At 34.8% G+C, this 14313-nt stretch carries 11 protein-coding genes; 3 read left to right on the forward strand and 8 right to left on the reverse strand.

Annotated features, from left to right (window positions below):
• Window positions 1–34 precede the first annotated feature (34 nt).
• Window positions 35–1948: an ABC-F family ATP-binding cassette domain-containing protein gene (locus GON26_RS12635; RefSeq protein WP_160375128.1), complete on the reverse strand. Its 1914-nt coding sequence runs from the start codon at window positions 1946–1948 to the stop codon at window positions 35–37.
• A gap of 99 nt (window positions 1949–2047) precedes the next feature.
• Between GON26_RS12635 and GON26_RS12640 the strand changes: the two genes are divergently transcribed.
• On the forward strand, window positions 2048–2428 hold the full coding sequence (locus GON26_RS12640; RefSeq protein ID WP_160375238.1) for a DUF983 domain-containing protein: 381 nt from the start codon (window positions 2048–2050) through the stop codon (window positions 2426–2428).
• A 511-nt stretch (window positions 2429–2939) separates the two neighbouring features.
• Here the strand turns inward: GON26_RS12640 and GON26_RS12645 are convergent.
• The 7 genes from GON26_RS12645 to topA form a co-directional block, all read right to left on the reverse strand.
• Window positions 2940–3989, reverse strand: coding sequence for an NAD(P)/FAD-dependent oxidoreductase (locus GON26_RS12645; RefSeq protein WP_160375129.1), 1050 nt, complete (start codon window positions 3987–3989; stop codon window positions 2940–2942).
• A gap of 74 nt (window positions 3990–4063) precedes the next feature.
• Window positions 4064–4954 carry a type IX secretion system ring subunit PorN/GldN gene (gene porN, locus GON26_RS12650; protein ID WP_160375239.1) on the reverse strand — a complete coding sequence of 297 codons (891 nt, stop codon included), beginning with the start codon at window positions 4952–4954 and terminating at the stop codon, window positions 4064–4066.
• A gap of 44 nt (window positions 4955–4998) precedes the next feature.
• Window positions 4999–6540, reverse strand: a complete 1542-nt coding sequence (porM, locus tag GON26_RS12655) for a type IX secretion system motor protein PorM/GldM (protein WP_160375130.1) — start codon at window positions 6538–6540, stop codon at window positions 4999–5001.
• Between the two features lie 54 nt (window positions 6541–6594).
• The gene (gene porL, locus GON26_RS12660; RefSeq protein WP_160375131.1) at window positions 6595–7242 is read right to left on the reverse strand and encodes a type IX secretion system motor protein PorL/GldL; all 648 of its coding nucleotides are present in this window, start codon (window positions 7240–7242) and stop codon (window positions 6595–6597) included.
• Between the two features lie 66 nt (window positions 7243–7308).
• Window positions 7309–8703: a T9SS ring complex lipoprotein PorK/GldK gene (porK, locus tag GON26_RS12665; protein WP_160375132.1), complete on the reverse strand. Its 1395-nt coding sequence runs from the start codon at window positions 8701–8703 to the stop codon at window positions 7309–7311.
• A gap of 262 nt (window positions 8704–8965) precedes the next feature.
• On the reverse strand, window positions 8966–10117 hold the full coding sequence (locus tag GON26_RS12670; protein ID WP_160375133.1) for a formimidoylglutamase: 1152 nt from the start codon (window positions 10115–10117) through the stop codon (window positions 8966–8968).
• Window positions 10118–10187: 70 nt separating this feature from the next.
• On the reverse strand, window positions 10188–12704 hold the full coding sequence (topA, locus tag GON26_RS12675) for a type I DNA topoisomerase (RefSeq protein ID WP_160375134.1): 2517 nt from the start codon (window positions 12702–12704) through the stop codon (window positions 10188–10190).
• 428 nt (window positions 12705–13132) lie between these two features.
• Between topA and GON26_RS12680 the strand changes: the two genes are divergently transcribed.
• Both GON26_RS12680 and GON26_RS12685 read left to right on the forward strand, forming a co-directional pair.
• Entirely contained in the window at window positions 13133–13594 is a 462-nt protein-coding gene (locus GON26_RS12680; RefSeq protein ID WP_160375135.1) for a helix-turn-helix transcriptional regulator, read from the forward strand.
• Window positions 13591–14235 carry a nucleotidyl transferase AbiEii/AbiGii toxin family protein gene (locus GON26_RS12685; protein ID WP_160375136.1) on the forward strand — a complete coding sequence of 215 codons (645 nt, stop codon included), beginning with the start codon at window positions 13591–13593 and terminating at the stop codon, window positions 14233–14235. Before GON26_RS12680 ends, GON26_RS12685 begins: the two co-directional genes overlap by 4 nt.
• Window positions 14236–14313 lie beyond the last annotated feature (78 nt).

Raw genomic sequence — 14313 nt, forward strand, 5'->3', positions numbered from 1 at the left:
TTGTAACGGAAAGCTGGATTAGCTCCTGAAATTTTTATGCATTAAAATTATCTATCTCTTCCTGAACGATTTCCCAATCCAGAAGCAATTGGTCTAAATCGGCTTTCTTTTTATTGTAAGCGGTGAAAAACGAAGCGTCTTCGATGTGTTTATCATAATTAGAAGTCAGCATTTTATCGTCGTGCTGAATGTCTTTTTCTAATTGTTTGATTTGGCTTTCGATTTTGCTTAAACGGTTTTGCAGCGCTTTTCCTTTTTTCTGATCTTCGTAAGAAGTTTTGTTGCTTTCTTTGGGAGCAGCAGCTTTGGCAACGTCTTTTTTCTCGACTTCACGCATGTTTTCAAGATTGCGCTGCTCTAAGAAATAGTTGATATCGCCTAAATATTCTTTGATTTTTTGATCTTTAAATTCATACACGATATTCGACATTCCCTGCAGGAAATCTCTATCGTGCGAAACCAATAATAGTGTTCCGCCAAATTTTTGAAGTGCCGCTTTCAGAACGTTTTTAGATTTAATATCCAGGTGATTCGTAGGCTCATCCATCAGCAATACGTTGATAGGCTGCAACAATAATTTACACAAAGCCAGACGGTTACGCTCTCCTCCAGAAAGTACTTTTACCTTTTTCTCCACATCGTCTCCACGAAACAAAAACGAACCTAACATATCACGAACTTTCATTCGGTTGGTATCCATTGCAGCGTCTTCCATGGTTTGAAGCAAGGTAATTTCGCCATCTAAATATTCGGCCTGATTTTGGGCAAAATAGCCTAACTGTACATTATGTCCCAATTTGATCGTTCCTTGGTATTCAAATTCGTTTACCAAAGCTTTTATAAAAGTAGATTTTCCTTGTCCGTTTTGACCCACAAAAGCAATTTTACTTCCTCTTTCAACCAGTAAACTAATGTCTTTCAGAATCACTTTATCGCCGTACGCTTTGGTTACATTTTCGGCTTCAACCACTACTCTTCCTGGTTCTTTAGAAACTGGAAACGAAATATTCATAACCGAATTGTCGTCTTCATCAACTTCAATTCGTTCTACTTTATCTAATTTTTTAATCAACGATTGCGCCATCGAAGCTTTGGAAGCTTTTGCACGGAATTTCTCGATTAATTTCTCAGTTTCTTCTATTTTCTTGGCCTGATTTTTTTGGGTAGCCAATTGTTTTTCACGAATTTCATGACGCAATTCCAAATATTGAGAATACGGTTTATTAAAATCGTATGCTTTTCCTAACGAAATTTCGATGGTACGGTTCGTAACATTATCCAAAAACATTTTATCGTGCGACACAATCACCACCACACCAGGATAATTACGCAAGAAACTCTCTAACCAAATGATACTCTCGATATCTAAGTGGTTGGTTGGCTCATCCAGCAACAACACATCATTGGATTGCAATAATAATTTTGCCAGCTCGATACGCATTCTCCAGCCTCCTGAAAAGGTTTCGGTCTGGTTATTAAAAACTTCTCTCTTGAACCCCAATCCTAAAAGAATCTTCTCCGTATCACCCACATAATTGTAACCTCCTAAAAGTTCAAAACGATGGGTATAGTCAGATAAATCCTCGATAATCTGACCGTATTCTTCACTTTCATAATCGGTTCTGGTCACCAATTGATGATTGATTTGCTCTAATTTTTTCTCTACAATTTTAATCTCCGTAAAAGCTTCATACGCTTCTTCAAGCACCGTTCTTCCTTGTTCAAAATCGATATCCTGACGTAAAAAACCCATACGGATATCTTTCTCCTGAGAAATAACTCCGGAATCAGGAGCAAAATCTCCTGCTAACATTTTAAGCATTGTCGATTTACCGGCTCCGTTTTTACCCACAAGACCCACTCGGTCTCCTGCTCCCAAACGAAAAGTAACTTCTTCAAATAAATATGTTCCTCCAAAAGAAACCGAAAGATTGTGTATATTAAGCATTAAAATATTGTTTAAAGTTTAAAGTTTTGACACCCTAAACCGAGAATGAAAATTGTAAATTTGTATGACCAGAATAATGGTAAAGTAAATTTTTTGCAAATGTTAAAAAAAGGATCCAAACTAAATAGTATTTTAACAGGAACTTGTCCAAAATGTCAAAATGAGAGCATGTATTCGGACAAAAATCCGCTTCATTTGACTAAAGTTCTCAAAATGAACGAAAATTGCAGTCATTGCGGATTAAAATACCAACTCGAACCTTCTTTTTTTTACGGCGCCATGTACGTAAGTTACGGTCTAAATGTAGCCGTCGGAATTGCCGCATTTATCATTTCATTTGTCTTTTTTGGGGCCACTATCGGTTACGCCTTTATTTCTATAATTGTTGCCTTGATCGTTTTACTCCCTTTTGTTTTACGCTTATCAAGAAACATTTACATCAATATGTTTGTTTCTTATGATCCCAAAACTAAAAAGTAAATTCCAATTCTAAACTCCAAATTCCAAAGTTTTAAAGTCGGATACAAAGTTTTAGGAGCTATTTCCTGCTATCCGCTTCAATCTTTTGTGGCGAACCCCGCCACAAAAGGATTTTCGCTGCTATCAGGGCTAGGGCACCTATTTTCAAAAGAATGTTTTTAAATTCTAAATCGTAATTTTTCTTGCCATAACGTCTAGTTTGTCATTCCAGAGGCACATCTCGATGCTGAATTTACAACGCAGAGATTCCTCCGGAATGACAAGATTGAGTATATTTTCTATCGTGACTCTCTGCTAAGAGGCCTAAATAAAAATAGACCACAGATGACACTATTTGAACAGATAAAAACGGATTTTTATAACTCTTTGTAAATCACAATCAGCGTTAATCCGATAAAATCAGTTCCATCTGTGTGCCATTCTAAAAGATTACTATAAGAAACGGATAGTCATATTTTCTGCTAAAAAACTTAGAAACTTAGTCACTCAGAACCTTAGAACCTCAAAAAAATCATTTCCTCTTTTTATAAAAACGATAAATGTCGATTGTCGGGTCTAGCGGTTTATGATTTTCGATATAATCAAACAAATCTTTTGCCATGGCAGGGCCAAGCATCACACCTCGTGTACCCAATCCGTTCAGGAGATGCAATTGTTTATGTTCATAATGAGTTCCTATCATTGGTCTTCTATCCCGAACCGTTGGCCTTACACCGCCAAAATGCGAAACAATTTCAAAATCACAACTGATGATTTCCTGAATTCTGTCTAATAGTTCTGTCTTTCCTTCTTCTGTAGGCAAGTCGGTTTTGTCTTTCCAATTATACGTTGCACCCACTTTGAATAAACCATCGCCTAAAGGCAGAATAAAGACACTGGTGTTCACAATAACATCCAAATCCAGGTTTGGTGCTTTTATAATAAACAATTCTCCTTTAGTACCATCAAGCGGTAAATCATTAAAAAACGGATTCGCATGCAGACCAAAACCTTCGGCAAAAATTATATTTTTGGCTTCTAAATCTTTGTATTGAACAAACTCATCATGAAATATCAATTTAGAATAGTCAAATGTTTCGCGTAGTAGCAACTTATTGATTTCTAAATATTCCTGATATTTATCTAACAAAAGTGCCGTATCAACATAACCGGTATGCAAAACTTCTCCATAATCATGAGGAGAATCAATACCCGAATATTTTTTGTGAATTAATTTTGTAGAAAGAAAAGGTGCCAATAGAGGTTTATCTGAAGCTGCAAACCAATTATTTTGCTCCTCTATCGAAAAGAATTTTCGAAGAATCGGAAGCCTAAAATTAAACTTCGTCTGCAATTTTCCTTCCACCTGATGATAAAACTCCTCCATCAATACCAATTGTTCTTCGGCTTTCCAGACTTCACTAAAACGCTTTAAAATAACCGGATTATACAAACCGCCCGCAATTCTGGATGATTGCTGCGATTTATCATCAATCACTAAAATTGTTTTGTTGTTTGTCTGTGCTATTTCTGCAAAAGAAATCCCTGCTAATCCAGATCCTATAATCAGGTAATCAATCATACTAAATTGGTTAAATAAAAAAAACTCTTACTACAAAGGTAGTAAGAGTTTTCTATTATATGTTTTTCGAATACTTAGTAGTTCCACATATCTTGTTCGAAATTGCGAATTTTCTCTTTCACTCTTTCTGATTCTAACAATTGATTCTGAGCATTATCTTTCATATACTCCTTAATCTCACGATCTCCATAAAGGTTTTCTTCTTTATAAATAACCGCATTAAATCGTCTGGAATTCAAAATTTGATCAAATGAAATTGGAAGAGCCGAATTTTTATCATTAAAAGCTTTTGCTTCATGCAACACCTCTCTTGCTGCAGGGAAGAAAATCCAAAACAATTCAATATAATCCTTCTCATCACTATTCATAGTGTAAACATCAGGAGTTACAGGACAAAGTCCTAACAAACGATATTTTAATTCACTTTGACGTTTATCAAAATACCAGTATCCTTTTATTTTATACTGAGTAACGTCTTGTGCTGTCATATCTGTTCTCAGGATATACTCAGCAGACAAAGCAGTTCCAGAGTTGATTTGCTCTCTACCAGCATCCGTTGTATCAATACGTGATAATGACGCCTCGATGTCTTTCATAGGTTTTTTAGTATTGAAATAACTATCTGTATATACTTCAGTTATTTTACCCTTTTTAATGGCCTTTGTCAGGACATCATAAAGAGAACGTCTATCAGGACCAATATTAGCAGTATCTACAGGAAAATACAAAGGAAAATTGATTTTTTCATTCAAATCAATAATCTCCCAGGTAGTTTTTCCCATTAGGATATCTCTATCATCAACATAACCATACGCCAATGGCTTATCATTATCTGAAATAAGTTGGGCTGCCGTCTTAAGTCCTATTTGATCAGGAGTTTTTGCATTCAGCAAATTAGATTGCGCAAATGAAGATAAACTTCCTGCGATAGAAACAATAGCTATTAAAAAATTTCTTACTTTCATCATGATATCATTATAAGATATTGAACGTAGTTTTCACTACTTTATTATTGTATTTCGTAAATTACCGGTGCAGTTCTAGGTAATAAATAGCTTCCTGCTCCAACAAGTTTTGTTTTAATTTCAGAAATAGTAACCTGATCTCCTCTACCTGCTTTTGATAGAACTGATTTACATTGTGCATTTAATTTGTTACCGTTAACCACAACCGTAGGCTGTCCAGTAATTTTTAAGTTAAATCCAACAACATCTAAACCAACTTCGAAATCGAAATCCTGTAATTTAGCACCAATAGTAGCAATTTCTAAATTTGATTTAGGTCCTTTTACAACACCCATTTCTCCTCTAATTGTTCCTGTTGGTCCTGGAATACCTTTAATTCTGAAAACTCTTTTATCTGAAACCGTTTGTCCATTATCTAAAGTTCCTGTTACGTTAATAACAACTTCATTTCCTGAACCCGGGCTCATGTTATATTTTCCTGCACCAGAACCCTGGCTTAAACCTGGAGCCGAAGCTTTGATTTTATTAGCCGCTACACCTGCAAATGAAATAGTCATAGGGTTTACAACACCTCTATATACAACATTCATTTTATCAGCAGAAATAGTAGCTGAATTTGGTTTAGGAACTACAACATATTTACCTGCAAATTTAAGCGGAATGTTTTTTCCGTCTTCTAAGAACGTAAACTGACCGTTAATATTTTGCTCTCCAATTCCACCAGCAGTTAACGAAATCATTGCCTGACCGTTAACAATTTTACCAGGTCCCTGGAAAGATGTAGGTTTTGTGTTTTCGTCATAACGACCTAAAACCACTTTACCTGTAACATTCTCACCCTGGAAATAAGCATTTTTATCTAAAACAACAATCGCTTGGTAATTACTGTAAGATGCAGCAGCAACAGCTGCTTTTCCTAAAGCTGAACTATAAACATCAGATTCTGATTTTTTAACGTCATTTTGCCAAGCCGAAAGTTTAGCTAAAGATGCAACAGCTGGAAATCCTTTAAAGTGGTAAGCTAAATACTTATCCTTTAAACCTTCTTTATTAGCAACATCAGAAACATCGAATTTCTTCTCTACTTCAGCTAAAATAGCAGCGTATTTTTTCTCAGTTCCTAAAGCAGCTTTCATACCTGCTTTATATTTTTCGATTTGAGCAATAACGTCTTTACCTTTAGCAGTATATCCTTCACCTGTAAACCAGTTGTCGATATTATCTCCTTTGTCCATAGACTCGTAAGGTAATTTTCCAGTTTCCTGATCTGTTGTAAATCCTTTTAAAACATCTGTTTTTAAAGTTGCAATATATTCATAAAACTCTTTAGAAACAGTTTCAACTTTATGAGCTGTAACTGCAGCAGTTGCAAACTCTCCTTTTGCTTCAGCAGCTTTTTGGTCTAAAGATGATAATAATGAAGCATTTGTCTCTACAGAAGAAGTATTTGCACTTTCAAATTTTTCATTCATTAAGCCAAAAGCAGATAAAACTTCTTTTGACATATTCATTGCTAACATCGCGATGAAAACCAGATACATCAGGTTAATCATCTTCTGTCTAGGGGTTAATTTTCCTCCTGCCATTTTGTTTTGTAATTAGTTCTTATTAATAAATTTAATATAATAGTCAAAAACTAATTATCCTTTGTTACTCATTGCAGAAAGCATACCACCGTAAACATTGTTTAAAGAAGCAATGTTTGCAGTCATTGATTGCATTTGTTCTTTCAATTTAGAAGCATTTTCAGCAATTTCGCTGTTTGCCTGTGCATTTCTTGAAGCACTTTCTAATTGTACTTTGTATAAACTGTTTAATGATTCCATTTGTGCAGCCGCCATAGACATTTCTTCAGCATATTTCTTTTGTCCTGCGATAGAATCTACTGTTGGAGAAATTGCTTTTGCAGCTCCTTCAAAATTCTTAATACTGTTTCCTAAACTTGACATTAATTCGCTGTCAATTTTAGCTTCTTTTAACATTGTGTCTAATTTTTGAGACAACAATCCTTGGGCATCAGATGGAGTTTCAACTTTATCCGCTTTTTTTCTAGCTTGTCCGTTAGCTAATTCTGGGTACACTAAAGTCCAGTCTAATTCGTCGTCAACTGGTTCGAAAGCTGAAAGGGCAAAAATTAACGCCTCTGTAATTAATCCTACAGAAAGCATCAAGGTACCTGTTAATGGTCCAATTTCAAAGTGAGTAATTTTGAATAATGCTCCAACGATTACCACTGCCGCTCCCATACCATAAGCGAAATTCATTGCTTTTTTACTTAATAATGCCATAATAATTCTTTTTTTTAGGTTTTAAATAGATTCTGATTTGGTTATTGATTTAATTATAATTTACTGTTATTTGTTGTTTCCGGTAACTTGAGTTCCCATATAATCCTGAACTGTTCTGAAACCAATGTAACTTCTGGCAGAATCTGCGTATTCAAGGTCACGAGTACTTACTTGTAGGAAGTAAGCAACATCTTTCCAGGAACCACCACGAACAACTTTACGCTGATTTGTATTGTCTATTACGTTTGGATTCATTGTAGAAACATACTCATAAGCATTCGGATTGTAAGCTGAATTTGTCCACTCCGCAACATTTCCAGCCATATTATATAAACCATAACCATTTTGTTCATACGACTTAGCTTCAACTGTATATAAAGCTTCATCTGCAGCATAATCTCCTCTATTTGGTTTAAAGTTTGCTAAGAAACAACCTCTATCACTCTTAGTATAAGGACCTCCCCAAGGGTAAGTTGCTGATTCAAGACCTCCTCTGGCAGCATATTCCCATTCTGCTTCTGTAGGTAATCTGAAAGCATTTACAAGATCACGTCCTTTTTTCTTTGATTTGATGTATGTATTTTTATTTAAAGTTCTCCAGGCACAAAAAGCTTTTGCCTGTATCCAGGTAACTCCTACTACAGGATAATCACCGTAAGCCTTATGCCAGAAATAATCATTGTGCATTGGCTCATTGTAAGAATAAGCGAAATCTTTAATCCAAACTGTAGTATCAGGATAAACTCCTACTTGCTCAGTTTTTACGAAATCTTTTCTTTTACCCACTTTAGCTTTTGCTGCAGCCTGAATATCCATCCATGAATAACGGAATTTCAATTTATTTACATCAATTGTTCTTAATCCATTGTAAGATTCTTCGATAGGCAAATACATAGAATCCATTACTTCAGTGTAATACTCATCCGGATACGCCTTTGTATCTTTGATTAATTTTACTTTTCTGTTTAATTTTCTTCCTGCATAAGGATCATCTTTAGTACCTACACTATAATAATTATCGTACATATACTTATCATAAGCTGTCATTTTTTCCGGATCAGAATCATTAAATGCGTAGTCAGCAATGCTTCCTGCATTTTTTCCTTTTCCGTCTGTTGGCGCTTTCTGACCAGTTTCGTCAGCCAAAATAGCCAAACGAACTCTCATAGTTGAATCTTTCACCCATTCTACGAATTGACGATATTCACTATTGGTTATCTCAGTCTCATCCATATAAAAAGAACGAACTGTTACCGTTTTAGTAGGCGCATCTTCAACATTAGCTAAATCATCATCTGATTTACCCATAATAAAAGAGCCTCCTGGAACCAATGTCATACCGTAAGGTTTCTCCGGATGCCATTTCCCTCCTGTAACACCAACTAATTCACCTTTATCACCTGATTTACCACAGCCAATAACTAGTGTTAACATTGCCGCAAATGCAATAAACTTCTTCATATAAATTTGGATTATCTATTCATTATTATAAGTTCGTAAACGTATTTATTATTTATCTAAAAAACAATACCTATTCACTAATTTTATTTTACCGTTCAAAAATAATGTTAAATAAAATAAAAAAAAAATATTTAACCGATAAAGAACATAAAAAAATCGGTGTAAAACGTTAAATTTTAAAATTTGTCTTATTTAGCCTACTAAAAAACGTTAAAAATATTTTAAAGCCCTCCGCTCTTTTTTATTTTAACAAATTTCTTTGTTATAAAGCATTTTTTCTTTGTGCTTTCCACCATCGTTCTGGTAACTCCTGATTACAAGCTAATAAATACTCTTCGTAAGAACACGGTAATAACGTGTTTCTCTTCAATTTATTGCCTCCATTTGACACAAACGGAATCTCAATCCACCAACGATCGGTTTTGTCACTTTTATAAAATATCAGTTCTTCTTCTTCTAAAGGAACTATATATTTTAAATAGTTGGCGCGACTCCCAAAAGGGTATTCTTTAGAACGATAATGATATCCTTCGATAAAATACCAAACAATTTGCGAAATAATCACGGATTCCGGCAACGTACTATTATGATTAAATATCCCGAAAGCCGTCACTTTATCACTAATTCCGGCATATCTGGCTAAAGAACAAATTTCTTTTCCGTTGAAACCATTTGGCTCAAAAGTAACCATATTTCCGGATTCTGATGACTTTACAGCATTTAAATCGATACTAATTAAATCAGCATCTCTAAACACCGGCTCAGCCAAAGCTATATTGTTAGAAATTTCGCCCAAACGATAAGCATCAAAGAACAATTTTTCGATTAAATCAATCTCTTCCTGAGAGTTATAATATGTTTGGTACCCAATATTACAATAATTAAAAAGATTATTGGGTTCATCTATAATAATCTTAGTTAGATACGAGTTAGCCGAAACCGTTTCGTTTTCTTTTCCAAAATCAAACCTGTTATCTACAGAAACCATGTTGACCATTTGCTCCAAATCGTCATAAGCACGATACATAGCATAAGTCAAATCCTGAGAACCTCCTAGAACTATAGGAATCACTTTATTCTTAATTAAGGTAGAAGTTACTTTTTTTAGAGCGAAGTAAGTATCCTCAACAGAATCTCCAGCAAGGATATCGCCTAAATCCGCAATAGAAGCATCCCAGTTTCCGGGGAACATACCATAAAGTTTTTTACGTACAGCTGCTAAATTTACCTCGTTGACCATATTAATATTCCTACGGTCTTCCAAAACACCTATAATAGCAATCGTAACTTTACTAATATCCGGAAATTGGTCCTGCGTATGAAACACCACTTTACTACCCAACTCCTGAGAGGATAATGAGCTTATAAACTTTAAAATTCCGTCATCAACCGGTTCTAGAAAATCAAATTCCATTTATTATATCTTTTAACCTCTCTGTTTCCCTCTTCAAAACAGAGGGAAACAGAAAGAATTAATATCTTAATTATTTTTTCTTAGCGGCTGGTTTTTTAGCAGGTGCTTTCTTAGCGGTTGTAGCTTTTTTTGCTGGCGTTTTTTTAACAGGCGTTTTAGCTGCAATCATTTCCTGAACCTGAGCGAGCGTTAATTTTGTTGCATCAACATCTTTACTCAATTCAATTTTGATTTTGCCTTTGGTAATCACCGAGCGGCCCCAACGCGCTTTTTCAACCAAAATTCCTTCGTCTTCCCAATTATGAAGCACTTTATCTATATTTTTCTGTAATTTATCCTCAATAAGATCCTGAACATCCTGTTGCGATAAGTTATCAAAATTGTATTTTTTACTTACGTTGATAAAAATTCCATTCCATTTAATGAAAGGACCAAAACGGCCTGTACCTTTCTGGACACCTTCGCCTTTATAAACAGCGATTGGCGCATCAGCAATTGCTTTTTCATCAATTAATTCCTGAGCTCTTTCTTTTGTAACAGCAAGTGGATCTTCTCCTCTTGGCAACGAAATAAACACACTTCCGTGACGCACGTAAGGGCCATAACGACCGTTACTTACTTCTACTTCTTCTCCTTTATACTCACCTAAATTTTTAGGCAACAAGAATAAATTTAAAGCATCTTCTAAAGTAATGTTTCCAATATTTTGATCGGCCATTAAACTGGCAAATTTTTTATCTTCGTCATCCGCTTCTCCAATCTGAGCCATCGGACCAAATTTTCCTAAACGAACCGAAACCTGTCTTCCGTCAGCATCTTTTCCTAAAATTCTTTCACCGCTTTCGCGTTCTGCATTGGCTTCAACTTCTTTTACATTGGGATGAAATTTATTGTAAAATTCCTGCATCATGGTTGCCCAGTCGATGTTTCCTTCTGCAATTTCGTCAAAATCCTGTTCTACTTTTGCAGTAAAATTATAATCCAGAATATTACCGAAGTTCTTAACCAGGAAATCCGTTACGATCGTTCCGATATCTGTAGGAACTAATTTTCCTTTATCAGAACCTGTGTTTTCTTTTAGCAACTTCTCTCCTACTTTACCAGTTTGCAAAGTAAGCTGTGTATAATTACGCTCCTGACCTTCCAGCGTTCCTTTTTCTACATAGTTTCTGTTGATGATAGTAGAAATAGTTGGCGCGTACGTTGACGGACGACCAATTCCTAATTCTTCTAATTTTTTCACCAAAGAAGCCTCTGTATAACGTGCTGGCGGACGAGAATATCTTTCTGTAGCGGTAATATAATTGTTGGCCAATTTTTCATTGACTTTCATTGCCGGCAACATTCCTTCCTGCTCTTCTTCGTCATCATCGTGACCTTCAAGATACACTTTCAGGAAACCTTCAAAAAGCAACACTTCACCGGAAGCTGTAAATAATTCGCTATGATTATTGGCTTCGATTTTTACGTTTGTTCTTTCTAATTGCGCATCACTCATTTGTGAAGCCAGAGTTCTTTTCCAGATCAAATCATACAAACGAGCCTGATCACGATCGATATTTACGGTGTGACGTGACATGTCTGTCGGACGAATTGCTTCGTGCGCTTCCTGTGCTCCTTTGCTTTTATTTGCAAAAGTTCGAGGTTTTGAAAACTCTTTCCCGTATGATTTTATGATTTCTGCTTCTGCAGCATCCATTGCATCTTTTGAAAGGTTTACACTATCCGTTCTCATATACGTTATAAGTCCCGCTTCGTACAAACGCTGTGCAAGCTGCATGGTGATACCAACTGGCAAATACAATTTTCTGGCTGCTTCTTGTTGCAGAGTTGAAGTTGTAAAAGGTGCTGTTGGTGATTTTTTGGTAGGTTTTGTTTCTAAATCCGAAACTTTATATTGCGAACCGATATTTTGATTTAAGAAATCTTCGGCTTCTTTTTTTGTATTGAAATTTTTAGGCAATTTTGCTTTGAAGGCTTTTCCGGCTTCATTCACAAATTCAGCTACAACTGAATACGTTGCAACTGCATTAAAATTCTGAATTTCTCGTTCACGCTCTACAATCAAACGAACCGAAACCGATTGTACACGACCTGCTGAAAGTCCACCTTTGATTTTTCTCCATAAAACCGGTGATAATTCGTAACCCACCAAACGGTCTAAAACACGACGCGCTTGTTGTGCGTTGACTAAATTATAATCAATTTCTCTTGGATTTTCGATTGCTTTAAGAATCGCCGATTTAGTGATTTCGTGAAAAACAATTCTTTTTGTTTTTTTAGTATCTAATTTAAGTTCTTCCGCCAGATGCCATGAAATAGCCTCACCCTCGCGGTCCTCATCGCTCGCTAACCAAACCATTTCGGCATTTTTAGAAAGGGTTTTCAGTTTACTAACTAGGGCTTTTTTATCGGGTGAAACTTCGTATTTAGGTTTGAAACCATTCTCTACATCTACTCCTATCTCCTTCGAAGGCAAGTCGGCTATGTGTCCATAACTTGACTCAACTTGAAAGTCACTTCCTAAAAACTTTTCGATTGTTTTTGCCTTTGCAGGTGACTCAACTATTACTAAATTCTTTGCCATTGGTCTATTTTTCTGCAACAAAAGTATCTATTTTTTTTAAATATCAGCCTTGCTAATTGATTTTTGAGTTATTTTAATATTATCATTCCTAAAATTGCAGATTTATCTATAAACAGATTGATTATATATATAGGTATAACTTTTAGGGTTTTAATGACTGATAAACGTGATTTTCGACCGGAGTTTCATAGCCCAGATTGAAGTGTAAAGCCCGGAATAAAAAAAACAAAAGTTTCTTGTTCTAAAAAAGCGACCAGCGGAAGCTCTTTTTAGGACATTAGAAACTTTTGTTTTTTTTATGAGGACTTGAAACGGAAAGCTGGAAATAGCTACAAAATAATTTTAGATTTTAGATTGTTGATTCTTTTAAATTTTTTAGGCATATAACAGAAAATTACAATGTAAACAAATTTGTTTATATTTGTATTATGAAAACAAAACTCGAAATATTAAAAGGAGTTCATCCGGGAAAAATTATTGAGCGGGAATTGCAGAAAAGAAACATCAGCAAAAGACAATTTGCGCTTTCTATTGATGAATACCCACAGACTTTAGGTTCGATTATTAAAGGAAATCGAAATATGAATGTTGATTTGTCATTGAAAATTGAAGAAAAATTGGGATTTGAAGAAGGTTTTTTAATGACTTTACAGGTGTTTTATGAAATCAAACAATCTAAGAAAGATGATAATTATAAACCTGATCTTTCTAAGTTGAATAAAATTACTTTTTGGGATACGACTTTTGATAAAATCGATTGGAAATTGATGAAAATTGCAATTATTAGAAGGGTTTTGGCTTATGGCAATACATCTGAAATAGAAGAAATAACTCGTTTTTATGGAAAAACTGAAGTAGATAAAATAAAAATAATAAACCAACGCCGATGAAAGATTTATATTGGAATACAGTAAAACCCATTTTGAAAGTAGTACTTCAAGATATTATTACCGAACCCATTTTTGCTCCTTTTCGATTAGTTGGCGGAACATCTTTAAGTTTACAAACTGGTCATAGGATGTCGGTTGACATAGATTTGTTTACTGATGCAGAATATGGTTCCATAGATTACAAAGCAATTCGAGAGTTTTTAGAAATTAAATATCCGTTTTGCAGTTCTAGAAGTCTTGAAAATGTTAGTTTTGGAACTTATTTTATAGTAGGAACTTCAGAAATGGATTGCGTAAAAATAGATCTATATTACACAGACGATTTTATAGAGCCTCCTCTAATCATCAACGAAATAAGAATGGCAACAATAAACGAAATTATTGCCATGAAACTCGATGTTGTTTTACGTGGTGGAAGAAAGAAAGATTTTTGGGATTTGCATTATTTTATTGATAAAATGAATGTTGATGAAATGATTACTCTGTTTCAAAAACGATATCCTTATACGGAGGATTATGAGAAAATAAAAGAGCAATTAATCTTTTTTGAAGAAGCCGATACTGATTTTGAACCAAATTGCTTATTGGGAAAAAACTGGGAAATTATAAAATTGGATTTTTATGAATTTGTAAACCAATAAAATTATAAATTACGAAATGCTTTCTATAACAAAATCTTAACTCTAAAATCTAAAATTTCTTTTCTGCCATCTTGTCAT

This window comes from Flavobacterium hydrocarbonoxydans (genome assembly GCF_009789235.1).
Classification (GTDB): domain Bacteria; phylum Bacteroidota; class Bacteroidia; order Flavobacteriales; family Flavobacteriaceae; genus Flavobacterium; species Flavobacterium hydrocarbonoxydans.